This is a genomic window from Paraburkholderia heleia NBRC 101817, assembly GCF_000739775.1.
Taxonomy (GTDB): Bacteria; Pseudomonadota; Gammaproteobacteria; order Burkholderiales; family Burkholderiaceae; genus Paraburkholderia; species Paraburkholderia heleia.
The window spans coordinates 76972-99412 of the sequence record NZ_BBJH01000034.1; the positions used below are offsets into that span (position 1 = coordinate 76972).

General features: G+C 64.5%; 20 protein-coding genes. 12 read left to right on the plus strand and 8 right to left on the minus strand.

What is annotated here, in order from left to right:
- Positions 1-83 precede the first annotated feature (83 nt).
- The 4 genes from BHE01S_RS25740 to BHE01S_RS25755 all read right to left on the minus strand — a co-directional run bounded on the left by BHE01S_RS25740 (position 84) and on the right by BHE01S_RS25755 (position 7378).
- Positions 84-2120 carry a sigma-54-dependent Fis family transcriptional regulator gene (locus tag BHE01S_RS25740; RefSeq protein WP_042268882.1) on the minus strand — a complete coding sequence of 679 codons (2037 nt, stop codon included), beginning with the start codon at positions 2118-2120 and terminating at the stop codon, positions 84-86.
- A gap of 229 nt (positions 2121-2349) precedes the next feature.
- Positions 2350-2856 carry an acetone carboxylase subunit gamma gene (locus tag BHE01S_RS25745; protein ID WP_042268849.1) on the minus strand — a complete coding sequence of 169 codons (507 nt, stop codon included), beginning with the start codon at positions 2854-2856 and terminating at the stop codon, positions 2350-2352.
- Between the two features lie 41 nt (positions 2857-2897).
- Entirely contained in the window at positions 2898-5222 is a 2325-nt protein-coding gene (locus BHE01S_RS25750) for a hydantoinase B/oxoprolinase family protein (protein WP_042268850.1), read from the minus strand.
- A complete protein-coding gene (locus BHE01S_RS25755; RefSeq protein ID WP_042268851.1) occupies positions 5219-7378 on the minus strand; it encodes a hydantoinase/oxoprolinase family protein in 2160 nt (719 codons plus the stop codon). Before BHE01S_RS25755 ends, BHE01S_RS25750 begins: the two co-directional genes overlap by 4 nt.
- Positions 7379-8032: 654 nt before the next feature.
- Here BHE01S_RS25755 and BHE01S_RS25760 point away from each other — a divergent pair.
- The 6 genes from BHE01S_RS25760 (at position 8033) to BHE01S_RS25785 (ending at position 14768) form a co-directional block, all read left to right on the plus strand.
- Positions 8033-9517 (plus strand): sensor histidine kinase, encoded by a 1485-nt coding sequence (locus BHE01S_RS25760; protein ID WP_042268852.1) that lies wholly within the window; start codon positions 8033-8035, stop codon positions 9515-9517.
- Positions 9502-10896: a sigma-54-dependent transcriptional regulator gene (locus BHE01S_RS25765; RefSeq protein WP_042268853.1), complete on the plus strand. Its 1395-nt coding sequence runs from the start codon at positions 9502-9504 to the stop codon at positions 10894-10896. The genes BHE01S_RS25760 and BHE01S_RS25765 overlap by 16 nt, the downstream gene beginning before the upstream one ends.
- Before the next feature lie 147 nt (positions 10897-11043).
- Positions 11044-11838 (plus strand): hypothetical protein, encoded by a 795-nt coding sequence (locus tag BHE01S_RS25770; RefSeq protein ID WP_042268883.1) that lies wholly within the window; start codon positions 11044-11046, stop codon positions 11836-11838.
- Between the two features lie 56 nt (positions 11839-11894).
- Positions 11895-12167, plus strand: coding sequence for a hypothetical protein (locus BHE01S_RS39260; RefSeq protein WP_245639861.1), 273 nt, complete (start codon positions 11895-11897; stop codon positions 12165-12167).
- A 115-nt stretch (positions 12168-12282) separates the two neighbouring features.
- On the plus strand, positions 12283-13518 hold the full coding sequence (locus BHE01S_RS25780; protein WP_042268884.1) for an MFS transporter: 1236 nt from the start codon (positions 12283-12285) through the stop codon (positions 13516-13518).
- Complete coding sequence (locus tag BHE01S_RS25785; RefSeq protein WP_042268855.1) at positions 13515-14768, plus strand: arsenic transporter; 1254 nt, start codon at positions 13515-13517, stop codon at positions 14766-14768. Before BHE01S_RS25780 ends, BHE01S_RS25785 begins: the two co-directional genes overlap by 4 nt.
- Positions 14769-14838: 70 nt before the next feature.
- Here the strand turns inward: BHE01S_RS25785 and BHE01S_RS25790 are convergent, their stop codons facing one another.
- Complete coding sequence (locus tag BHE01S_RS25790; RefSeq protein ID WP_042268856.1) at positions 14839-16344, minus strand: GGDEF domain-containing protein; 1506 nt, start codon at positions 16342-16344, stop codon at positions 14839-14841.
- Positions 16345-16626: 282 nt separating this feature from the next.
- Entirely contained in the window at positions 16627-16845 is a 219-nt protein-coding gene (locus BHE01S_RS25795) for a hypothetical protein (RefSeq protein ID WP_042268857.1), read from the minus strand.
- 196 nt (positions 16846-17041) lie between these two features.
- Here BHE01S_RS25795 and BHE01S_RS25800 point away from each other — a divergent pair, with 196 nt between their 5' ends.
- Positions 17042-17260 carry a hypothetical protein gene (locus tag BHE01S_RS25800; protein ID WP_042268858.1) on the plus strand — a complete coding sequence of 73 codons (219 nt, stop codon included), beginning with the start codon at positions 17042-17044 and terminating at the stop codon, positions 17258-17260.
- Between the two features lie 35 nt (positions 17261-17295).
- Here BHE01S_RS25800 and BHE01S_RS25805 read toward each other — a convergent pair whose 3' ends face one another.
- Entirely contained in the window at positions 17296-17508 is a 213-nt protein-coding gene (locus tag BHE01S_RS25805; RefSeq protein WP_042268859.1) for a hypothetical protein, read from the minus strand.
- 360 nt (positions 17509-17868) lie between these two features.
- Between BHE01S_RS25805 and BHE01S_RS25810 the strand changes: the two genes are divergently transcribed.
- Positions 17869-18405, plus strand: coding sequence for a Uma2 family endonuclease (locus BHE01S_RS25810; RefSeq protein ID WP_052406114.1), 537 nt, complete (start codon positions 17869-17871; stop codon positions 18403-18405).
- A gap of 49 nt (positions 18406-18454) precedes the next feature.
- Here BHE01S_RS25810 and BHE01S_RS25815 read toward each other — a convergent pair whose 3' ends face one another.
- Complete coding sequence (locus tag BHE01S_RS25815) at positions 18455-19747, minus strand: D-amino acid dehydrogenase (protein WP_042268861.1); 1293 nt, start codon at positions 19745-19747, stop codon at positions 18455-18457.
- 160 nt (positions 19748-19907) lie between these two features.
- Between BHE01S_RS25815 and BHE01S_RS39590 the strand changes: the two genes are divergently transcribed.
- From BHE01S_RS39590 to BHE01S_RS25830, 4 genes are all read left to right on the plus strand, one after another.
- A complete protein-coding gene (locus BHE01S_RS39590; protein WP_281177772.1) occupies positions 19908-20033 on the plus strand; it encodes a hypothetical protein in 126 nt (41 codons plus the stop codon).
- Between the two features lie 547 nt (positions 20034-20580).
- On the plus strand, positions 20581-21036 hold the full coding sequence (locus tag BHE01S_RS25820) for a ribonuclease (RefSeq protein ID WP_042268862.1): 456 nt from the start codon (positions 20581-20583) through the stop codon (positions 21034-21036).
- A gap of 411 nt (positions 21037-21447) precedes the next feature.
- Positions 21448-21768 (plus strand): hypothetical protein, encoded by a 321-nt coding sequence (locus BHE01S_RS25825; RefSeq protein ID WP_042268863.1) that lies wholly within the window; start codon positions 21448-21450, stop codon positions 21766-21768.
- 178 nt (positions 21769-21946) lie between these two features.
- Positions 21947-22333, plus strand: coding sequence for a transposase (locus tag BHE01S_RS25830; protein ID WP_052406103.1), 387 nt, complete (start codon positions 21947-21949; stop codon positions 22331-22333).
- Positions 22334-22441: the final 108 nt, after the last annotated feature.

Here is a 22441-nt window from a genome sequence, read left to right on the forward strand (position 1 = left end):
GCCGTTTTAGCGCGATTGACGAAAGCAAGTTGACCGCAACGCGTTGCAACGTCGTGTGGTACGGCAGGGTTGCATTGTGAAGCTCAGGGACGGCGTAGCCCATAACGCTGCATTTTCACGTACAGCGTGCTTTTCGCGATATTCAGCTGACGCGCCGCGCGCGTGAGATTGCCGTCGCTGGCCGCAATCGCGCGCCGGATCAGCGCCTCCTCACCCTCGGCGATACTCGTCACGTGGCCCGGCATCGTCGCGGCGGCCGTCGTCCCGCGAGGGGGGGCGTGCGCCAATCCGGAGCCCGCCGCGGCCCTGAAGGCCATCCCGGCGTCCGCCGTGGACGCCTCACGCAGCTCATACGGCAGATGCTCTAGGTCGATCGGACCGCCCTCGCTCAGCAGCAGCGCGCTCTCGATCGTGTTGCGCAATTCGCGCACGTTGCCGGGCCAGTCGTAGGTGTGCAGCGCGTCGAGCGCGGCGCGCGTGAAACCCGGCGGCGTGGCGCCCGGCGCGAGGCGCAGCAAAAAATGCCGCGCGATCAACGCGATGTCGCCGCGCCGCTCGCGCAGAGGGGGAATCGGCACCGTGCTCACCGCGACGCGATAGTAGAGGTCCATGCGGAAGCGCCCTGCGGCGACCTCGGCGCGCAGATCACGGTGCGTCGCCGCGATGAGCCGGAAATTCACCTTGCGCGGCACGTTCTCGCCGAGCCGATAGATCTCACCCTGTTCGAGTACGCGCAGCAGATGCGGCTGCATGTCGAGCGGCATCTCGCCGATCTCGTCGAGAAACAGCGTGCCGCCGTTCGCGGCTTCGATCTTGCCGATCATGCCGCCCTTGCGCGCGCCCGTGAACGCGCCGTCGGCATAGCCGAACAGCTCGCTCGCGAGCAGCTCGCGCGCCATGCCGCCGCAATTGAGCGCGATATACGGCCCCTCGCCGGCCTCGTGGATGCCGCGCGCGAACTCCTCCTTGCCCACGCCCGTTTCGCCGAGCAGCAGGATCGGCACGCGCGAGCGCGCGAGCTGGCGGGCGCGCGTGATCGCGCCGCGCATGGCCGCGTCGCCGGTCACGATGTTCGCGAAATCGGGTCGCGCACTCGCGGACCGTTCGGCGCCGCCCGCGCGCGATTCGTGCGCACGCGGCGGATACGGCAGTACGACCAGCGTGCCGATATGCTCGCCCGCGACCATGAGCGGTTCGAGCCATTCGGGGCGCAGCCACGCGGGCAGCGTGTGCGCGTCGACGCTCGCCTGCAGCCGCCCGGCGGCCAGCTGCGGAATCTGCCGCAGATCGGCCGCCTCGACGGCCGCGCCGTGTGCCGCGAGCCGCGCGAGCGCCGCGTGCGCCGACTCGTTGAGCTTGACGAGATTGCCGCGCCGGTCGAACAGCACGAGCCCCTGCGCGTGCGCACGGTTCCAGTAGTCGAGACTGTGTTCGAGCAGCGCGTTGCGCCGTTCCATCTCGCCCATCGAGAGCCGGCTCTCGATGCGCCGCGCGGTGGTCACGACGAGCGCGAGACTCTGGCGATTGTAGGTCTGCGAAAGGCCCGAGACGTCGACCGCGCCGATCACCTCGCCGTCCATCGGATGCCGGACGACCGACGCCGAGCAGGTCCAGCGCTTGATGCCCGCGCAATAGTGCTCGGCCGAATGGATCTGCACGGGCTCGCCTACCGCGAGCGCCGTGCCGATCGCGTTGGTGCCGCACAGCGCTTCGCTCCAGCGCACGCCCGGCATCAGCGCGATGGTTTCGGCCGAGCCGACCGTCGGCGTGTCGCCTTCGACGCTCAGGATCGTCGAGTACGAATCGGCGAGCACCATCATCGTGCCGGTTTCCGAAAGGAAGTCCCGCGCGCACGCCATGACGGGCGCGCTCGCCTCGAGCAGTTCGCGGCGCCGTTCGCGCAACAGATAAAGGTCCTGATCGGGCAGGGGCTCGGGACCGCTGCGCTGGTTCGGGTCGACCCTGGCCGCCTGGCAGCGTTGCCACGAGACGTCGACCAGCGCGCGCAGCGACAGTGCGGGCTCCGGCGCCATGTCGCCGCGCACGAAGGACTCCCAGGCCTGCATGACGCTCGCTTCGTCGCCGGGGTCCGAGAACAGCTCACTGGAGGGGGAAGGCATCCCGTTGTCTCCTTGACGCCGTGTATCCGGCATTCCTGTTTCGTCTGCGGCGCCGCGCGCGGCGCCACGCACCACATGATAGTCGCATCTGCCGCGATGCGACCAGACACGGAAGCCGCGATATGGCATCGAAGGGCGCCGCGCGGACCCAGCGCGAACAGGCCGTGCAGTCGCCTGCCCGGCCTGTGCCGCTCACGCGACGCCGGTCAGCCCGGCGCAGCGCACGGCGCTAGTCGACGCGTTCCGGCACCGGCAGATTCACCCACTCGCTATAGAACGTGTCGATGTCGGGCTCGAAGTCGTGGATCACCGGATACCACGGCGTGGGCGCCTCGACGTCGTGCAGCGTGCCGCACTGCGGGCAGTAGTACTCGCGATACACCTGCCACTGCGTGTCGGGCGCCATCAGCTTCGGGTAAACCTCGGCCATCGCGTCCTCGGTATCGCGCACGTACACGAGCGCGTCGAGCTTCCAGTTGCTGCGCCAGCCGCAGAACTCGTGGCCGCAATCGCACTTCGTCACCCATTTCCTGCTGTCCGCCTTCTGCACGATGTACAGATGCGGGCCGAGCGGCAGCACGATCCGGTCGGCCCAGCTGAGCCGCTGCTGCAGCGTCGCCAGATACTGGCTGAAGCGCGCCGTATCCTTCGGCATCGACAGCATGCGCAACGTGGTTTCCCAGTCGAGCGTGCCGTCCACGAGCTTGCTGACCTGTTCCTGCGTATAGGTCGTCATTTTCCTGTCTCCTTGTCAATCATTCGTCGGTCCGGCCGCGCTCACTCGTCGACTAGCACGACGGTGCGCACGTCGGGCATCTTCGAGAGATCCATGCGGAACTTCGCGCCATAGCTCGGCACGGCCAGTTCTTCCTCGGTGAGCGTCCAGCTCCCGGGCAGCGACCAGAACGTGCGGAACTGCGTCTCGAACTTCTTCGAGAGTCCGAAGCTCGTCGCGAACATGTGCTGCACCTGGACCGCCGCGTCCTTCGCGAGGATGCGCTTGCGCTCGTCCTTCATCCATTCGCGGGTGGGACGCGCGCGCGCGATGCGCTCCTTGCGGATTTCGAGGCGGCGCAGCTGGCTCGCCTTTTCGTCGGCGACCCAGCGGCCGTTGTCGTCCTGGGTGGCGACCGCGCCGTACACCTTCAACGCGAACTCGGGCAGCAGCGCCTCGTCGTTGAGATCGCGCGCGATCGACGCAAGGTCGCGGTCGAGCGGATCGCCGAAGCCCGGGCCGCCGCGCAGATAGTTCAGGTACAGGTCGTAGTTGTCGTAGCAGTCCTCGGTCGTCATGCACTGATGATCGCGCTTGATCACGGCGCCCGGGTTCAGGCTCTTCTCGTAGTCCGGATGGTCCGGGTTCAGGTCCGCGCCGAGCGGCAGGCTCTGGCCTTTCGCGATGCGCTCCTTGAGGCCCGTTTTGTGCGCCTCGAAGCGGTAGCCGGTGGCCGCCGGATAACCGCCCATGAAGCCCCAGTCGCTGTTCATGTAGCCGTTGCCCATGAAGAACATGGTCCAGTCCTGGGCCTTCCAGACCATGCGCAGGCTCTCGAAACCGGTACCGCCGCGATACTTGCCGTAGCCGCCCGAGTTGCACTTCGCGTTGCGCCCGAGGTACAGCAGCGGCTCGGCCATCTCCCAGATTTCCATGTCGCCCATGTCGCCTTCGGGGTTCCAGATCGCCGCGCCGTGATTGAGCCCGTCGCGGATCGCGCCCGCGCCGGTGCCGCACGACGACGCCTCGAAGCTGTTGACCGCATGGATCTCGCCGTCCTGGTTGATGCCGCCGCCCTGCAGCCAGTTCGAGGTGTTCGCGTTGCCCGCATTGACCTCCTCGAGATAACCGCGGCTGAAGTACGCCTGACCGAGCCCGCGCCATAATGCGCTCCAGCCCGAAACGAGGAAGTGCCACGCATAGGCGTGCCCGGTGCGGCGGTCGTCCGGGTTCATCCACGCGCCCTTGGGCAGATGGAACTCGGTGCCGTAATAGGCGCCGTCGTTGATGCGCTGCGTCGGCACGAGTGTCTGCGTCATCATCACCCAGATGCCGCTCGTGAACGCGACCTGGTGCGCGTTGTACGAGTGCCAGCCCCAGCGGCTCGCGCCCTCGAAGTCGAGTCGCCACGAACCGTCCTTGCGGATCTCCATCTCCACGGGCGAGTGCATGATCGAATCGAGTTTCGCGAACGCGTTCGAGGTTTGCACGTCCTCGTGTTTGTAGGGCACGTCGACGAACGCAACCTTGCGATACTTGCCCGGCAGCGTGAGCGCCTTGATGCGGGTCTGCAGGCCGCGGCGGCCCTCTTCGATCACCTCGTACGCGAACTTCTCGTAGGCGTCGATGCCCTCCTCGGCGATGACCTCCTCGACGAGGCTGCGCACCATGTGGCAGCCGGCGATGCGGGTGCGCTCGTCGAGGATCCAGTACTTCGGTGTGCGTACGGAACGCTGGCTCTCGTGCAGCCAGTCGCGCAGCGGCGTGTCGTTCACGCCGGTCTTGCGGCAGGTGATCATGTAGCCGTCGCCGAAGCGCTGGGTCTGGCCCGTCGACATCGAGCCCGGCGTGACCGCGCCGGTGTCGATCACGTGCGTGACGCCGCCCACCCAGCCGATCAGCCGGCCCTCGGCGAAGATCGGCACGATCGTCGCGATGTCGCACGGATGCACGTTGCCGATCGCGCAGTCGTTGTTTGTGAACATGTCGCCCGGATTGATGCCGGGGTTCTGCTCCCAGTTATTCTCGATCATGTACTTGATCGCCGCGCCCATCGTGCCGACGTGGATGATGATGCCGGTCGAGGTCAGTACGCAGTCGCCGGCCGCGTTGTAAAGCGTGAAGCACAGTTCGCCTTCCTGCTCGACGATCGGGCTCGCCGCGATCTTCTTGGCCGTTTCGCGCGCATGCACGAGCCCGCCGCGCAGCTTCGAAAACAGCTTCTCGTAGCGGATCGGATCGCTCTCGCGGAACTCGAGCTTGTCGAGACCGTTGTAATGGCCCGTGGATTCGGTGCGCGCGAGGATCGCGTCGCGAAACTGCTTGAGCGTCTGGCCCGTGCCGAGCAGGTCGGCCAGGCCGACTTCCTGACTGGTCATGCGGTTCATGCGTCGTCTCCTTGATGGACTTCTTTCAGATGGAACAGGCGGTGCTTGTCGATCGTCGTGGCGAAGCCAAGCGGCACCACGAAGGTGGTCGCGTCCGATTCGATGATCGCGGGCCCGGCGATCATGTTGCCGGGCTTGAGCGCTTCCATCTTCCACAGCGTGGCCTCGTGCCAGGTCTTGTGGCGATAGAGCCGGCGCGTGCCGAGCTTCGCCTCCTCCGGCGGCGTGGGACCGGCCTCGGGATCTTCGGGCAGCACCGGCTTCTGCGTGATCACCATGCCGCGCATGATGGCGCCCGTCACCGAGAAACCGAGCTCGGGCGAACGCGCCGAGCTCGCATAAACGCGGCCATAGGTATCCTCGAACGCCTCGACGATACGGTCCCAGTCCTGCGCGGTGCCGGCCGACGCGATCGGCGAATCGATCTCGAGATCGTTTAGCTGTCCCATGTACTGCATGCGGTAGCCGGGCCGCAGGATCACGTCCGCGGCCTTGAAGCCGTTGATGCGGAACTCCTCGATCACCTTGCCCGCCAGTTCGGACCACGCCTGCTGGATCGTCGCCGCGGCCTGCGCCTTGTCCGCGTCCGACGCGGCCTGCGGCAACGCGAGGTCGACGCTCTTGTCGTAGCGGTACTCGAAGTCGGCGCAGGCGCAGCCGAACGCGGAGAAGCCGGCCGCCCAGGCGGGCACGATCACGTCCTTGAAGCCGAGACCTTCCGTGTAGCCGTAGGTGTGCACGGGGCCCGCGCCGCCGTACGAGAAGCAGACGAAGTCGGTTGGGTTGTAGCCCTTCGCGCTGACGTTCGAGCGCAGGTACTCGTGCAACTGCAGGTCGAGCAGTTCGATCACGCCGGCGGCCGCGTCCTCGATCGAGAGGCCGAGCGGATCGGCGATCTGATCCTTGATGTGCAGCCGCGCGCGGTTGACGTCGAGCTTGATCGCGCCGCCGAGGAAGTTGTCCGGATTCAGATAGCCGAGCACGACGTGGCAGTCGGATACGGTGACGGTGTCGAGCCCGCTCTCGGGCCAGCAGGTGCCGACGCGGTAACCGGCGCTGTCGGGCCCGAGCTTGATCGAGCCGCTATACGGGTCGAGCCGCACGAAACTGCCCGCGCCCGCGCCGACCGAGTCCATCGCGACGAGCGGCAGCGAGAGCACGAGCCGGGCCATGTCGGGGTCCGAAGCGATCGTGAAGTTGCCCTTCGTGATGAGCGCCATGTCGAACGAGGTGCCGCCGATGTCCGAGCACGCGATGTTCTCGTAGCCCAGTGCGCTGCCGAGCAGCTTCGAGCCGATCACGCCGCCGATCGGCCCCGAAACGATCGTGCGCGCGAGCTCCTTCGCCTTCCAGCTGATCGTGCCGCCGTGCGTGGCCATCACGCGCAGATCGAACTTCGCGCCGTGCTTGTGGAAGCGGTCGCTGACCTTCCTCAGCGTCTGGCGCGACGGCTCGGCCGCGTACGCCTCGAGGATGGTCGTGTTCATGCGGTGACTTTCCTTGCGCTGCGGATAGTAGTCGACCGACGCGAACACGGGCAGCTCGGCGCCGAGCTGCTTGAGTTCGTCGAGCGCGACGTCGCGCGCGCGCCGCTCGCTCGCGCCGTTCTTGTGGGACTGCAGCAGCACGATCACGAGCGCCTTGCTGCCCGCGTCGACGAGCTCGCGCACCGCCTGGCGCACCTCCTGCTCGCGCAGCGGGATCACGATTTCGCCCTGCACGTCGGTCCGCTCGGTCACGCCGCGCGTGCGTGCGAGCGGCACGAGCGGCTCGTCGTAGCGGTGCGTGTTCAGGTGGATGCGCTCTTCGAGCGCGTAGCCGAGATAGCTCTGGATCGCGCGGCCCATCGAATGCACGTGCTCGAAGCCGCGGTTCACGATCAGGCCCACTTCGAGGCCCTTGCGCTGCACGACGCGATTGAGCATCGCGGTGCCCGAATAAACGCAGGTCAGCAGTTCCGGATAGACGTCGTCGACGCCGCGCTGCCAGTGCGCGAGCGCGTCCTGGGACGAGTTGAAGATGGCGAGCGATTCGTCGGCCGGATTGCTCTGGGCCTTGCCGACCACGAAGCGTCCGTCCGAACGGACGAAGAAGGTGTCGGTCATCGTGCCGCCGGCATCGATGCCCATCACCTGCACGGGGGATTGCACTTCCATGAACCTGTCTCCGCGTTTTAGGAATCAAGACGCGCGGGACTGCGCGCGCCGGCTGGGGAGGCCCCGATGGGCACTCCCGGCGCCTGGAAGGGCAACAGCCGTACCATCGTGCGGCGCAAAACCCTGCTGGACTCGGGAAAAAGCAATCTGTGCGGGGCAGGGCACTGTGCGGAGAACGGCTGCGGTGCCGGATTTGCCGTGCCGCAGCATGAGGTCGGCCGTCCGGTTTCCGGACGGGTCGACCGGAAACCGGACGGGTGCGGACGGGGCCGTGTCCGCGTTCGTCGGATCGCGTGGAGGGGGGCGAAGGGTGTACGGGCCGGGCGCACTTGCTGGTATGCCAATGCGCTGCGCAACCCGGGAAGCGCTCGACCAGTGCGTTCCCGATGGAATCAGGTCACCCCCTGGGCGGACCTGCCTCGTGATTACTCGTCGGAAATCGACCGCACGTATCGCCGACCGCGTCTTTGAATTTATGGATGGCAATCTGGTCGAGATTGAACGAAAATCCGCTAGCGCTGGGTAAACAGAGTGAGATATTTTCGCGTGCGGCGACCGATTACCGGGTTGCCGAAACCGATGTCTGAACCTGTCGGTACTTTCCGGGCAGCAGTCAGGGTTGGCTGCCTGACTCAGTCTGAACACTAGCCACTCATGCCGAGACCGTCGTTCTCCACCCAGCTCTACGCACTCTGGATCCTCGTGGCGATCCTGTGCAGCCTCCTGACCGCAGCCGTGTGGCTGATGCTGTCGTCGGCGCTCGGGGAGCGTGTCGCCGCCGCGAAGCAGCAGGCGATCGCTACCTGCACGGCGGTCGCGTCGCGCTACGACCTGTCCATTCAGCGGCCGGGCGAAGCCAATGTCGATCTCATGCATGCCGTGCTCGATCTCGTGCTGATCCGCACGGAGGGTATCGAAGGCGGCTTCTGGACCTCGGCGCCCGCGCCCGGCGCACCAAACGGGTTTCTCGCCTACGCGTTTCCCACCTATGAAGGCAGCGGCGTGAAGCGTGACGTCCCCGAGGCCGAAACGCCGCTCATTCTTCGCACGCTGAGAAGCGTCTCTGGCGGTGGCCAGATGCGCGCCGACGTCGTCTCGAACGGTGCCGACGCGGTGATCGCCGTCGCCTGCCCGGTCCCGCATCACGCCGGCCTGCTGGCCTGGATGCTCACGCACGCGCGCCCGCCGCTCGGGCCGTATGGGGCGCGCGCCGCGGCCTTCCTTGCGGGCGTGCTCGCGATCATCGTGGTGCTGGCCCTGTTGCTGGCGATGGCGCTCAGACGCTGGAAGCGCAACCTCATGCGGCTCGAACAGGCGCTCGCGCCGGACGGCAGACTCGAGCAGGGCAAGCGCATGGAGCGGCTCGGGGAGCGCGATCTGGACCACATCGTCGACGCGCTCAACCGCTATGTGGAGCGCGCAGACCGACTGCAGCGCGAGGCGAACGAACTGGGCATGAAACTCGCGCAGGCGGAACGCTTCGGCGCCCTGGGCAAGATGGCCGCGCAGATTGCACACGAGATCCGCAATCCGGTGGGCGCCATGCGGCTGAAGGCGGAAAACGCACTGGCCGGCGACGGCGCACGGCGCGAATCCGCGTTGAAGATCATCGTCGAGCAGGTGGGACGCATCGAGTCGCAGCTCACGAGCCTGCTTGCGCTCACGCAGCCCGTCATTGTGCGTGCGCAGGAAGTCGACCTGCGCCCGTGGCTCGGCGAACTGGTGGGCGCCCACGAATCGGCTGCGCAAAGCCGGCGGATAACGTTGCGGGCGCAAGCCGCATCCTGCGCGACGCAACCGGTTTTCGACGCCGCGCAACTGGCGAGAGCGCTCGACAATCTGATCATTAACGCGCTGCGCCATGCACCGTCCGGCGGGCACGTGAGCGTCCGGGCACGCGCCTCGACGGATGACGGCCGCGAGCGGCTCAGGTTCGAAGTCGTCGACGACGGCCCCGGCGTCAGCGCGGCCGATCGGGAGCGTATCTTCGAGCCGTTTGTGAGTGGCCGGCCTGACGGATCGGGTCTCGGCCTCGCCGTGGTACGCGAAATCGCATCGGCGCATGGCGGCCGTGCGTGGCTCGCGGACAATCCGGAATTGACCTGCTTTGTCATCGACATTCCATGGCGACCATCCTGATCATCGACGACGACGATGCCTTCCGCGACGGCCTCGCGGAAACCGTCCGGGACCTTGGACACAGGCCGCTCGAGGCGCGTACGGGCGAACAAGCGTTCGAACGCCTGCGCGGGCAGGCGCCGCCGGACTGTATCTTTCTCGACTTCCGGCTGCCGGACAGGGATGGCCTGGCCGTGCTCGAAGCGCTGCGGGGCATGGCCAGCCTCCAGCACGTGCCGGTCGTGATGCTGACCGGGTACGCGACGAGCGACAACACGATCGGCGCGATGCGGCTCGGTGCTTTCGAGCATCTGACCAAACCGGTCGGCCGCGACGAGATCGCCGCGCTTCTCGCGCGCATTCTCGCGACCCGTGCCGATGCGCCAGCCCCGCAGGCGACCCGGACGTTCGCGCACGAACCGCCGTCGCGCGAGCCGCAACTGCTCGGCATCAGCGAAGCCATGCGTGACGTGCAGAAGCGCCTTGGCCGTGCGGCCGGCACGAACTCGACGGTGCTGATCACCGGCGAGACGGGCACGGGCAAGGAGGTGGCGGCGCGCGTGCTGCATCGGGCGTCGCCGCGCGCCAGCGGCCCGTTCGTCGCCGTGAACTGTGCGGCGATTCCGGCGGACCTGCTCGAGAGCGAGCTCTTCGGTCACGGCAAGGGTGCGTTTACCGGCGCGCATACGGAACGGCGCGGCCGTTTTGAAGAAGCGCACGGCGGCACGCTGTTTCTCGACGAGGTCGGCGACATGCCGCTCGCAATGCAGGCAAAGCTGCTGCGCGTGCTGCAGGAGCGGCAGATCACGCCGCTCGGCACCAACCGGACGGTGGCCGTCGACGTGCGCGTGGTGGCCGCGACGCATCGCGACCTGCCGGCGATGGTCGCGGCGGGCACGTTTCGTCAGGACCTCGTGTATCGCCTCAACGTGATTCCGCTGCACATGCCGCCGTTGCGCGAGCGTGTGGCGGACATCCTGCCGCTGGCGGAGCATTTCCTGGCGAGCGTCACCGGGCCGTCCGGGACGGCGGGCAGGCATCTCTCCGCGGACGCCCAGCGCCTGCTCGTCAGCTTCACCTGGCCTGGCAACGTGCGCGAGCTGGCGAATGCGATTGAACGCGCGAACGCGCTGGCGCCCGCCGCGCTGCTCACGCGCGAAGACTTCGCCTTCCTGTTCGATCCAGGTGAGGGCGGCGCTGCAGCGATCCCCGCGAGCTTGCTCGATCTCCCATTGAATGAGGCCCTTGCACAGCTCGAACGTGCGGTGATCGCCCGTGCACTCGCGCTCGCCGGTGGCAATCGCGCCGAAGCGGCGCGTCGGCTCGGCATCAGCCGGCAGTCGCTTTACACGCGTCTGGCGAATTTCGGCCTGTCCGACGCCGACCCCGACGCCCGATAACGCACAGGTGTCAAGCAACCGGACGGCGGCTGTCCGGTTGCTTGACACTGCGCTCCCGCTTCAGCGCGTTGCGGCCCACTTCCACGGGACTTCCGCGCAATGGCATAGGCCTTGCAAAGAGATCCACGCCAGATGAAGGAGTGGACCATGCAAGCGATCCCGAAGTCCCCGCGCCGCGGCGTCGCCGCGCGCCTCATGAACGCGATGGGCGTCGCGGCGCTCATCGCGGCTGGCGGCGGATGTGCGGCGCAGACGCAGCCGGAGCCGCCGGTTGCGCCTGCGCCGCCGCCGGTCGCGACAAGCGCGATGCCGCCCGGCATCGCCCCGGGGGCGCCTCTCCCGCCGCCGCCCGGCGGCCCGGTGCCGCTCGCCGATGCCGGAGCCGCCGTCACCGCGCAAGACACGGTCTCGCGCTTTCTCATCAACCCGGACGGCGATGTGGACGGCTTTCTGACCGGCGACGGCCAGGTCGTGCATTTCCCCCCGCACATGGGCCCGCAGCTCACCTCGATGGTTCGTCCGGGCGACAACGTGCAGGTCGGCGGATGGCGCGACGCCGGTGGCAACATCGCGGCACAACGCATCGTCGACGCGCGCAGCGGCCGGCAGCTGGAGGACCAGCCGCCGGTGCCGGGCTCGCAGCCATTGCCGCCCGCGCTGCGTGGCGTCGCGCTGTCGCGTCTGAGCGTGCAGGGCCAGGTGGCGCACGTGACGACCGCGCCGCGCGGCGAGCCGGACGGCGTGATTCTGGCCGACGGCACCGTGATCAAGCTCACGCCGCCGATCGCACAGCAGTTTCCCGCGCTCCTGCAAGCCGGTGCAACGGTTTCGGCGCAAGGCTACGGCACCCGCAACCCGTACGGCACAGCACTGCAGGCGACGGCGTTCGGGTCGCCCGGCAACCTCACGCGGCTCTACGACAGCCTGCCGCCGGCCCCTTGAGTCACGGCGGACTTCGGCCGCTTCATCATCGAAAAAGGACCATCGACATGCATTAGATCGACCCGCACGGACTTCCCGAAACCCGCGGCACGGTGACGCGTTTTCTGTTGAACGCGCAGGGCGAGCTGGACGGCTTCGTGCTCGGCTTGCGTCACCCGCGGCAGGTCCATTTTCCGCCCCACGTGTCGCGGCAGATCGCGCGATGCGTTGCGTCGTACCTCGCGCCGGGAGCGCACGTTCAGGCATGGGGGCACGGCATCAGAAACCGTCATGGCCGAACCATCGAGGTCGACGAGATCGCCGAACGGGTTGACGCAGCAGCGGCCTGAGTCGGGGGGAAAAACCCATGCCGGGCTGGATGCATTTCGACGATCTGCACGCTTCGTCCAACAACGGGTATTGGAGCCTCGATCACCTGAAATGGCCAAGGAAGGCGAATTGTCCATGAACCCCCGGTACGCGCTCGAAGGTCTGAACTTCTTCATGGCCGATGTGCAGGCAGGCATCGGGCCGTTTCTCGGTGTCTTTCTGCAAGCTCACGGTTGGCATCCCGACGCGATCGGCACGGTGATGACGCTCGGCGGCATCGCGGGCATGCTCGCGATATCGCCAGCCGGAGCACTCGTCGACGCGTCCTGTCACAAGCGCGGCATCATCGTGGCGGCGACTGTGTCGACCGTGCTTGCTTCGCTCGTGCTCTGGGTGGCGCACACCTGGTGGATGACCGCGGCGTCGCAGATTCTTACCGCGTTGGCAGGTGCCGCGCTCGGGCCGGCCGTGGCGGGCGTGACGCTTGGCATCGTCCATGAACGGGGCTTCGACCGGCAGTTCGGGCGCAACCAGGTGGCCAATCACGCGGGCAATGTCGTGGGGGCGGCGCTGTCGGGCTGGCTCGGCTGGCGCTATGGTTTCGGCGCGGTTTTCGCGCTGGCAGGTGGCTTCGGCGCGCTGTCGATCGTCGCGACGCTGCTGATCCGTGCCGATGCGATCGATCACGACAGCGCACGGGGCCTGGCCGCAACCTCGTCCATGCAGGCGCATGAGCAGTCGAGCGGCGCCCGTGTGTTGCTTGCCTGCCGGCCGCTGCTGTTGCTGTCCGCCGCGCTTGCGATGTTTCACCTCGGCAACGCCGCGATGCTCCCGCTCTATGGCCTTGCGGTCGTCGCCGCGCACAGGGGCGATCCGAGTGCGTTCACTGCGCAGACGATCGTGGTCGCGCAACTGGTCATGGTCGTCGCGGCGGGCTATACGAACCGGCTGATCGAGCGCCTCGGGTACTGGGGCGTCATCCTGATCGCCTTTCTCGCGCTGCCGCTGCGCGGCCTGGTTGCGGCCCTGTTCATCACGCCCTGGGGCGTGTGGCCCGTGCAGGCGCTCGATGGCATCGGTGCCGGGCTGCAGAGTGTGGCCGTTCCGGCGCTCGTCGTGCGGCTCCTTCAGGGCACCGGCCGCGTCAACGTCGGGCAGGGCGTGGTGATGACGGTGCAAGGCATTGGTGCGGCGCTGAGTCCTGCGTTGGGCGGCATGCTCGCCCAGCACTTTGGCTATGCGGCGGCATTTCTCGTGCTGGGCGCCGTGTCGACCGGGTCGCTCGCGCTCTGGCTTCTGTTCGGCACCTCCCTGAAGCAGGCCTGCGGCATCCGCCGCGATCTGGCCGACCCGCGCTCTCTCGCAGCATGAATCCGACCTTCCTCTCATGGGGCATCGCGCTTGCCGCCACCGCGGGCGTGGTGCTACGGCCGTTTCGCTGGCCCGAAGCGATCTGGGCCGTAGCGGGCGCGGTGCTGCTCGTCGCGCTCGGCCTGCTGCCCCCGGGGCTCGCGCTGCAGGCGCTCGCCAAAGGCACCGATGTCTATCTGTTTCTCATCGGCATGATGCTGCTTTCGGAACTGGGGCGTCGCGAAGGGTTGTTCGACTGGATCGCGGTATTCGCCGTCAACCATGCGAAGGGCTCGCCGCGCAGGCTGTTTCTGCTGGTGTACCTGGTCGGCGTTGCAGTAACGACGTTCCTCTCGAACGATGCCGCCGCCGTCGTGCTGACGCCCGCCGTATTCGCCGCCGCGAAGAAGGCAAACACGAAGCCGCTACCGCTGCTATACGTTTGCGCGTTCATTGCCAACGCGGCGAGTTTCGTGTTGCCAATCTCGAATCCCGCCAATCTTGTGCTTTACGCGAATCACACGCCGGCATTGGGCTTGTGGATGACGCGCTTCGCCGTTCCTTCCGTGCTGTCGATCGTCGCGACGTTCTTCCTGCTGCGCTGGACGCAGCGTAGGGATCTCCAGGACACATGCGCCTGCGGCCTGCCGGTCGACCCGCTCGGCGCAAACGGCAAGGTCGCGCTGGCGGGCATCGGCGTGACGGCAATCGCCTTGCTCGTGATCTCCGCCTTCGACCTGCAACTGGGCCTGCCGACCGCCTTGCTCGGCCTGCTCACCACGCTGGTGGTGCTCATCAGGGAGCGCGAGTCGCCGCTGGAACTGGTCGCCGGCATCTCATGGAGCGTGCTGCCACTCGTTGCTGGACTTTTCGTGCTCGTGGAGATGCTCGCGCACACGGGCGTGATCGCTCAACTTTCACGATTGCTCGCGCACGCGGCGCAGCAGAGTCAACCGGCCGCGGCCGCGATATCGGGGCTCGTCGTCGCGTTGGGCAGCAATGCGATCAACAACCTGCCGGCCGGACTGATCGCAAGCGCGAGCGCGTTGCAGGCGCACAGCCCCGAGCGGTTGATCGATACCCTGCTGATCGGTGTGGACCTCGGTCCGAACCTGTCGATCACCGGTTCGCTCGCGACCATTCTGTGGCTCATCTCGATCCGCCGTGAGGGCGAAGAGGTGGGTTTTATGCAGTTTTTCAGGATCGGCACAGTGGTCATGCTGCCCGCGCTCGTGCTGGCCATGGGGGCACGGCTACTGGTCGGGCATTGAACAATGGCCATGAATGCGCGTGATGAGTATCGGGATCACGCTGGTTGGGAAACCGAAGGGCACTCGGGTCTTATAGCCGCTCAGTCGCAACCGCATTGGCAAAAACGACAGTGTTCCTGCCATTACGTTTGGCGGCGTACAACGCGGAATCCGCACCGTTCGTCAGTTCCGCGAGCGAGCAGGGAGAGCCTCGCCGGCCGGTCGCACCGCCAATGCTCACCGTGAACGGGGGAACCGCCCCGGAAGAACCGTGGGGGTGCCCGCTCTCAACTTCGCAACGTATGGCTTCCGCTATCCTCATCGCGGCAGCTTCGTCTGTGTCAGGCAATGCAACGACAAATTCCTCTCCGCCGTAGCGTGCAGTGAGATCGCCGAGCCGACGCACATGCCGTTTGATACACGCAGACAAGTGTTTCAACGCGATATCCCCCTGGGCGTGACCATGCCTGTCGTTATATTGCTTGAAGTTGTCCGCATCGATGAACAGCAGCGACAGGCAGCTATCGTTACGGTGAAGCCGAGCCCATTCGTGTGCCAGGAACTCGTCGAGCGCACGCCGGTTTTTGAGTCCGGTCAGCGCATCCGTCCGGGTGAGTTCAGTCAGCAACGCCTGCGCTTTCACGTGAGCCCGCAGTGAGAATGCGAGGAGCCAGACAACGGCGCAAAATGCGGCGCTGATGAGTGCAGCGGAGATGCCAACCATCCAGGACATGCGTCGCGAGCCGGCCAGCACGTCGCTTTCCGCGGGTGCGACCACGGCAATCAGGGGAGTGCCGGGAACGTGCTGGAATGTATAGAGCCGGACTGTTCCGTCTATCGATGATCGCGCCGAATAGAATCCGGAGTCCTGATTCACCATACGCTTGAAGTGCGATGATGTCAGAAGCTGGGCTTTGGTGAGTGGAGGATTTCTCGCTAGCACCGTGCCATCGACACGCACAATTGCAGTGACACCATGAGGACCTACGTCCAGTCTGGAGAGAAGCTGGCTGAAATAGTCGAGATTGACGGCAACCATTGCCACTCCACCGAACGAGCCGTCCCCTCGGTTGATCCGTCTGGACAATGCGATCGCCTCCACGCCTCCACGTGAACGGGCGCGGTAGACCGCAGACAGATAAAGACCCACGTTCGCCGACTGACGATGAACCGTGAAGTAGTCCCGGTCGCTGAAGTTCCAATGGTGCGTGCGGCCACAGCAACCGTCGATCAGCTGTCCCTGGCTATCTGTAAAACCCATACCGGTAAAATACTCCGCTGGGGTACTGTCAAACAGCAGGTCGTGCCTGGATTTGGGATCCAGATTCTGAACGACGGGCTTGCTCAAGTCAGCAATCAACGTCCGGAGGGAATTATCAGACGTTTCAAAGGTCCGGGCGATATTGCTGACGAGAACCGCAGTAACGTTGCGCGAAGTCTCGTGTGCATGCTCCACCGCCTCGTTGCGGGCGGCCAGAAGCGTCGCTGTGCTGATGGCCATCACCCCCAAGGCCATCAAGGTGCCCAATATGCCGACAATCAAGAGATGACGTCCCGCCCAGGTAGCCAGTTTTCCAGTAGAAGTTGAAACGGACACGAAGGCAGTCTCACGAATTCGCTTGGTTCGAGCGTCGCCCACCCTCGAGACTATGGGACGAGTACAGCTCAGGGATATTCCGCAAAGGCGTCGTCCGGCATCTGTAGTCAGCCGACATCTGGTTATCGGCAAGGGCAGCAGAAAATTGAATTATCTCATGGCGCGGTTTGGCGGCGCCTTTTGCGGAAAACCGGCAAAAAAGCGAGGGGGACTAAGCGGCAGCGTTGTGACGTTGACGTGCTGATCGAAGTATCAGGAACACCGGTGTTGCCCCTGCGTGCGCTAGCCGTGTGTGTCGACCCACGCCTTTGCCCATGCGATTCCCGCGTCCTGCGCTTCCTCCTCCGAATCGAACAGGTCCAGGACGCCGGAAGTGCAGATGAGCTTGTTACCCTGGATGATGGTCCCGCCTCCCGCGTAGCGCCCCGGCGTCAGCAGCTCTGCCTGTTGCGCGATGGCGTGACCCCACAAATCGTAGCCTTTGTAAGTTTCTCGTTCCATCTTTCTGCTGCCCGAAGACGGGAGCCGTTGCCTATCCCGCTCTCATCTTAACTTCTCTCATAGACGAGAGCGTGCCGTCAGGCGCCGTAGCGGCAGCGCGCGCTTGCCAGGCGCCGGCCCGGCAAGGCTTTCGTCCTGCCGGCGTTGTTTAAGCCCGATTTAAGTGACGCTACGTACGCTTCGAAAGAATCCTTGAGTGGACAACGACTCAGACCCCCCCGGACAGAAAGAGGTTGAGATGGTGTACTTGATTACCGACCTGATGATGGTCGAAAGCTACGGCCGCATCAAGGCTGACAGCGGCAAGGATGCGCTGGAAGCATTTGCGCTCAGCGAGGGTTTCGTCAACCTGATGGAATTCGCCTCCGCCCGGCCCGCGTTCGTCAACGAGTTGATGGCTGTTCAACTGCAATAAGGAATACTGACGTGGCCGTGACTTTGGGGCAGGGCCTACTTTTGCGACTCGAGCATGTCGAGGTTCGCTTGCGCGGTCTCCTCGGGATGTATTGAGCAGTAAGCGTCGAAGAGCGTCGAGCACAGTCGCGCGAGTGCCGCGAGATTCACAGCCTGGCCCGCATGTTCAACCTCCCCGGCGTTGAGTATGTCGTCAACGACGGGGGCGAGACGGCGCAGTCGCCGGAAAGTCTCCGTATCGATTTCCATTGCACTTCTCGTGTTCAAGCGCCGGGGCGCACTCGACAAACACTTACAGTAACACTTCACCGAAGCGCGCGCAGAGCGCGACTTCGGTAAAAGCTGAATACCAGGCGCTGATACTACCCTTTGCGGCGATGTTGATGCGCTGCACAACAAAGACGAATGCCAGCCAGTTTCAGCCGCTACGTTGGCATTGGGCTGAGACGCGGGCTGAGACGCGGGACCTCCCCATATGGCCCGATAACGGGTGCAAAATCGAGCCCATTTTAACCCGCAGTTTATTGTGCGACGCACATAATCATTGGCTTTTCAGCAGCCGACAAAGGGAATACCCTTAGTTAATTCTCATACCGGAGGCTTGTGGTTGTGTCGACTCTTCTCGAACAGGACGGGCTTGTAGCGACCTGGCGCCGGATGCACCCCAGCGCTGATTCCGGCGCGTGGGAATGCTGCGAGCTCGATGGCCGCGGTGAAGCGGTGCCGCATCCTCAGCCTTCGGCACGGCGCCAGATTGTTCTCACCGACGTGTACTGCCAGATCGCCGAGCAGATTGGCCACGTGGCTGCGATGTCGGTTGCCGTGGCGACACCGTCATTTGGCATCCGCGTACCTGACGTCGTCTGGATGCCGCCTGAAAAGTGGGAAGGGTTTGACCGGGACGATCCCGTTCCGTTTGTGCCGGATTTGTGCGTCGAGGTGCTTCTTGACCGCAAGTTTGCGCATGACATCGGCGCGCGGATCAGGGCGTACCTGGAGGGCGGCGCCCAGGAGGTCATTGTCGTCGGCGAGCGAGCAGAGCTGCAATTCTGTGGCGCCGATGGACTGCGGCAAACTTCGCAGTTCGGTATCACGCTCGCACTCGAGCGGATGTACTTCGAAGCGTTCGCCCCGTCCTCGCACTGATCCAGACGGGAACGTCGGCCGGCGCTCATCGCTCCTCCAGCACTACTGACTAGTCCAGTGCGAAATCCGCCGGGGCCTCCGGTTCCCTCGCGTAGCGGAACACGTTCAAATCATCGTGCTGGATGGCGGGTCTTCTGCCTGAAATCAGGTCGGCGAGAAGCTGCGCCGAACCGCAGGACATGGTCCATCCGAGCGTGCCATGGCCCGTGTTCAGGAAAAGGTTGGGCACGGCGGTGCGTCCGACAATGGGCGTGCCGTCCGGCGTCATCGGCCGCAGCCCGGTCCAGAACGTCGCCTTCGATGTGTCGCCGCCGCCCGGGAACAGATCGTTCACGCACATCTCGAGTGTCTCGCGCCGAGCCTCGCGCAGGCGCTTGTCAAACCCGACGATTTCGGCCATGCCGCCCACGCGGATTCGTTTGTCGAAGCGCGTGATGGCGATCTTGTAGGTTTCGTCGAGGACGGTCGAGACAGGGGCGCGTGCCTCATCCGCGATAGGCGCCGTGATGGAATATCCCTTGAGCGGATAGACCGGAATCCTGACGAGGCCAGACAGGAAGTTCGTCGAATAGGAGCCAAACGCGACAACGAACGCGTCGGCATGGATAAGCCTGGTTCCGTGACGTACGCCAACGACCTTGCCGCCTTCGACAACGAGCGCATCGACGGTGGTGTTGTAGCGGAACGTCACGCCCGCCTGGGCGGCGAGAGCGGCAAGCCGGGTGGTGAACAGTTGGCAGTCGCCTGTCTCGTCGCCGGGCAAGCGAAGCCCGCCGGTTAGTTTATGCGAGGTCGCGGCGAGAGCCGGCTCGGCCCGTGAGAGTTCGCTTGCAGTGAGCAACTCGTAGGGAACGTTCGCCGCTTTCAGGACGGCGATGTCCTTTGCTGCGCCGTCGAACTGCTGCTGCGTTCGGAAAACCTGTAGCGTTCCGCCGGTTCGTCCTTCGTACTGGATACCCGTATCGGCGCGTAGCGCCTTCAGGCAATCGCGGCTGTATTGCGCGAGCCGCACCATGCGGTTCTTGTTGATGGCGTAGCGCTCCGCCGTGCAGTTCTGCAGCATCTGCCACATCCACTGGAGCTGGAACTGCTTGTCCGCGTCATCCGGGCGGATGGCGAGCGGGGCATGCTTCTGGAACATCCACTTAACGGCTTTGAGCGGAACGCCGGGCGCGGCCCACGGCGCTGCGTAGCCTGGGGAAATTTGCCCCGCGTTTGCGAAGCTCGTCTCTAGCGCAGGACCCTCCTCGCGGTCGATGACAGTGACCTCATGGCCGGCGCGCGCCAGATAAAACGCGCTCGTCACGCCGACGACTCCGCTACCCAATACCAGGACTCGCATATCCGTCGTCTCTCCCGTCAGGAGGCCGCCAATACCTGATCGACGCTGCCGGTATTCGATCTGGCAGTCGATGAATGAATGCTACCGGCATGCGAGCAGTTTTCAATAATGTTTAGTTGGCTCTTTCTGGTTGAAAGCGCCATGCCGACAGGAGGGAGGCATGGAAGTTTCCAAACCACGACTCAGCCGACCCGCAAACATCCCGCAAACATCGTTCTTCGGCGGCACACACATCGGTTATGCGAACTTCCCGTTCTTTCGGTCCGAAGCACAAGCGGTAGCCTGAACAGGAAGACCGCCCAATTGCGCAAACTCGACGCGATATTGGGCTCGTTTCGGTCAATTGGTTCATCCCGTCTACGCCTACACTGTCTTTCATGGAGCGAGATGTTGGCTCCGTCCCGGGACTCCCCTCCTGCGGTCGAGTTGGACCATACCGTGTAACCGTTGCAGAACAGCAGTCCGGCGGTCGTAGTCGAATGTGGCAGAGTTGAGCGGTTAGTGTCGAAGCATCACGCTGTAATATCAATGAGGAGTGCAGGGCAACCCGTAGTTGAAGTGCGGAGCACCGTGCAGTTGAAGAGCAGGGCATCACGTAGTTGTAGTGCAGAGCATCAAGCCGTTGCAGTACCGCGTCATCCAGGCATCATGTGATTGCAAGTCCAGGCCGCTTACATCGGAACGGGTGTGAGCGGCCGCCGCGCATTGGCCGGGGGCGTGTGCCGAGTGCCGAGTGCCTGTTTGCGGCCGAACATTGATTCGCTCAGCCAATAGCGCTACCTTTACGTCTATCCTGGTCGTCGAGTTCTGGTCAACGAGGGGAGAGTCGTTTCGTGAAGAGAGCGTGGGTTTTCCCTTGCGTCGTCGCTTTGAGCGCGATCCTTGGCGGATGCGGCAAGGAGAGTTCGCGAAACGCCACCGAGGCTTCGGGCGCATCCGCTAGCCAGGCGCCGGTAGCAAGCAGCACGCCCGCCGCATCTGGCGCGCAGGTGCCGGGCGCACTGGGGACCGTCACCAAGGCGCAGTTGCCGGGCGAAGCGGCCGAGACACTGCGGCTGATCAAGGCGGGCGGCCCCTTTCCTTTTGCGGACGACGGCGTTTTGTTCCGTAACACGGCGCAATTGCTGCCGAAGCATCCCCGCGGTTACTACCACACATACACGGTGCGCACCCCGGGCACGACGGATCGCGGGCAACGCCGGGTCGTATGTGGCGGACCGCGCAGGCAGACCAGCGATTGTTATTACACTGACGACTACTACGTCAGTTTCAAGCGTATTGCTGAGTGAAGGCGGCCCTGGATTCTCGTAGCTGATGACCCGTTGCGGCTTCGCGCTTCCGCCTGCCGTCATGCCCCGCCGCGACTTAACGAAACACCCAGTTCGTCTGCGTTTTAATTCAATAGTCCAAGTATTTACCCTGGTGTCGCATACTAACCTCGTTGCTGCAGCAAACGCTGCGGCCAACCTGAAGTTAGAAGGGTAAGAACACCTATCGCCGAACCTTTAATGCAGCGTCCGCGCGTGGCGGGATTCGGTGCGAATGGCAATGCGTATTTCGAATTTGTTCGATAGACCGTCACCGACTCCCATCGCAAAATTCATCCGGGTTGCAGCGCAGTCGGACGGCAGGGCGAAGTCTGCTGCCGCCCCGGAAGACTTCGTCCCTGGCATCGTTTATCCAACTTGACGAGGGCGAACATGAATATTGCCGAATCTACCAACCATCTGGTTTCCAGCACGTTGCTCGCGGGTGTGACGACCGCGCTCATCGTGAGCTGCTTTCGATACTTCGATATCCCTTCCGGCCATTTCGCCAATACAGCAACGCAGATTCTCGTACCCATTCTGGTCTCGGCCTGTCTGCTTGTCACGCGTCCAATTCTGCTGTGGACTGTGCTGCGTGACCGACGCAGCCCGTTTCTGCTCGATGAGGATCTCAAGTCCATGCTGATCGGCCGCGTACTCGGTTTGATCGGCGGCGCATGTATCGGCATCACGCTCTACACAGAATTCATCTGATCGTGCGCGCTCGCGAGCCGTGAGCTGTCAGCTAAACATACGCAATATTGGACATGAAAAGTATCAAAGAGTTTTCACTCCAGTCAACGACGACGCATTATCGCAAAAATAGAAGATTTCCGATATCCGCCCAGCGTTGGGTGAACTATTAATGAACAGTCTTTCTCACTAAATCGTTATGGTGAATTCATTTCTCGAATTGTCGAACGTGCAGTGGTCGAGCGTCGTGAAGCTGCTGCCGGAATCGCTGCCGAAAAGAAATCCTCGCGGCCGTCCCACTGTCTGCCTGCGCTCGGCGCTGAACGGCGTCCTTTGGGTGTTGACGAACGATAGTCCCTGGGCGCATTTACCCGCGCGCTATCCGGTCTATCAAACGTGCCATCGCTACTTCCTGGGCTGGTATCAGAAGGGCGTTTTGCTCCCGGTGCTCGTCGAGCTTTTCGGCAATGAAGGCGCGGAGCTTCATCGACTTGTCGAGGCACGCATGCGGCCAGCGCGCGCTGGGAAGACCCGTATTCCGCCTCAGTCGCCGCAGCCGCCGTTCGTGGTGCGCGTCGGTACCTGAACCTGGCGCGGGGCGCGATCCTCGGTCTCGGGAGGCAGGGCCCGAGCGTGGCGCCATAGGCCGACAAGGACTTGATGCCGGGATTTTAGAAGTTATTCGATTGTCAGA

What these genes read in the sequence shown, in the direction of transcription:
- BHE01S_RS25780 (WP_042268884.1), top strand. Translation starts at nt 12,283, where the DNA reads ATGAACCCCCGGTACGCGCTCGAAGGTCTGAACTTCTTCATGGCCGAT.
- BHE01S_RS25795 (WP_042268857.1), bottom strand. Translation starts at nt 16,845, where the DNA reads ATGGAACGAGAAACTTACAAAGGCTACGATTTGTGGGGTCACGCCATC.
- BHE01S_RS25805 (WP_042268859.1), bottom strand. Translation starts at nt 17,508, where the DNA reads ATGGAAATCGATACGGAGACTTTCCGGCGACTGCGCCGTCTCGCCCCC.
- BHE01S_RS39590 (WP_281177772.1), top strand. Translation starts at nt 19,908, where the DNA reads ATGGAAGTTTCCAAACCACGACTCAGCCGACCCGCAAACATCCCGCAA.
- BHE01S_RS25750 (WP_042268850.1), bottom strand. Translation starts at nt 5,222, where the DNA reads ATGAACCGCATGACCAGTCAGGAAGTCGGCCTGGCCGACCTGCTCGGC.
- BHE01S_RS25740 (WP_042268882.1), bottom strand. Translation starts at nt 2,120, where the DNA reads ATGCCTTCCCCCTCCAGTGAGCTGTTCTCGGACCCCGGCGACGAAGCG.
- BHE01S_RS25825 (WP_042268863.1), top strand. Translation starts at nt 21,448, where the DNA reads ATGAATATTGCCGAATCTACCAACCATCTGGTTTCCAGCACGTTGCTC.
- BHE01S_RS25765 (WP_042268853.1), top strand. Translation starts at nt 9,502, where the DNA reads ATGGCGACCATCCTGATCATCGACGACGACGATGCCTTCCGCGACGGC.
- BHE01S_RS25785 (WP_042268855.1), top strand. Translation starts at nt 13,515, where the DNA reads ATGAATCCGACCTTCCTCTCATGGGGCATCGCGCTTGCCGCCACCGCG.
- BHE01S_RS25745 (WP_042268849.1), bottom strand. Translation starts at nt 2,856, where the DNA reads ATGACGACCTATACGCAGGAACAGGTCAGCAAGCTCGTGGACGGCACG.
- BHE01S_RS25815 (WP_042268861.1), bottom strand. Translation starts at nt 19,747, where the DNA reads ATGCGAGTCCTGGTATTGGGTAGCGGAGTCGTCGGCGTGACGAGCGCG.
- BHE01S_RS25830 (WP_052406103.1), top strand. Translation starts at nt 21,947, where the DNA reads ATGGTGAATTCATTTCTCGAATTGTCGAACGTGCAGTGGTCGAGCGTC.
- BHE01S_RS25760 (WP_042268852.1), top strand. Translation starts at nt 8,033, where the DNA reads ATGCCGAGACCGTCGTTCTCCACCCAGCTCTACGCACTCTGGATCCTC.
- BHE01S_RS25755 (WP_042268851.1), bottom strand. Translation starts at nt 7,378, where the DNA reads ATGGAAGTGCAATCCCCCGTGCAGGTGATGGGCATCGATGCCGGCGGC.
- BHE01S_RS25770 (WP_042268883.1), top strand. Translation starts at nt 11,044, where the DNA reads ATGCAAGCGATCCCGAAGTCCCCGCGCCGCGGCGTCGCCGCGCGCCTC.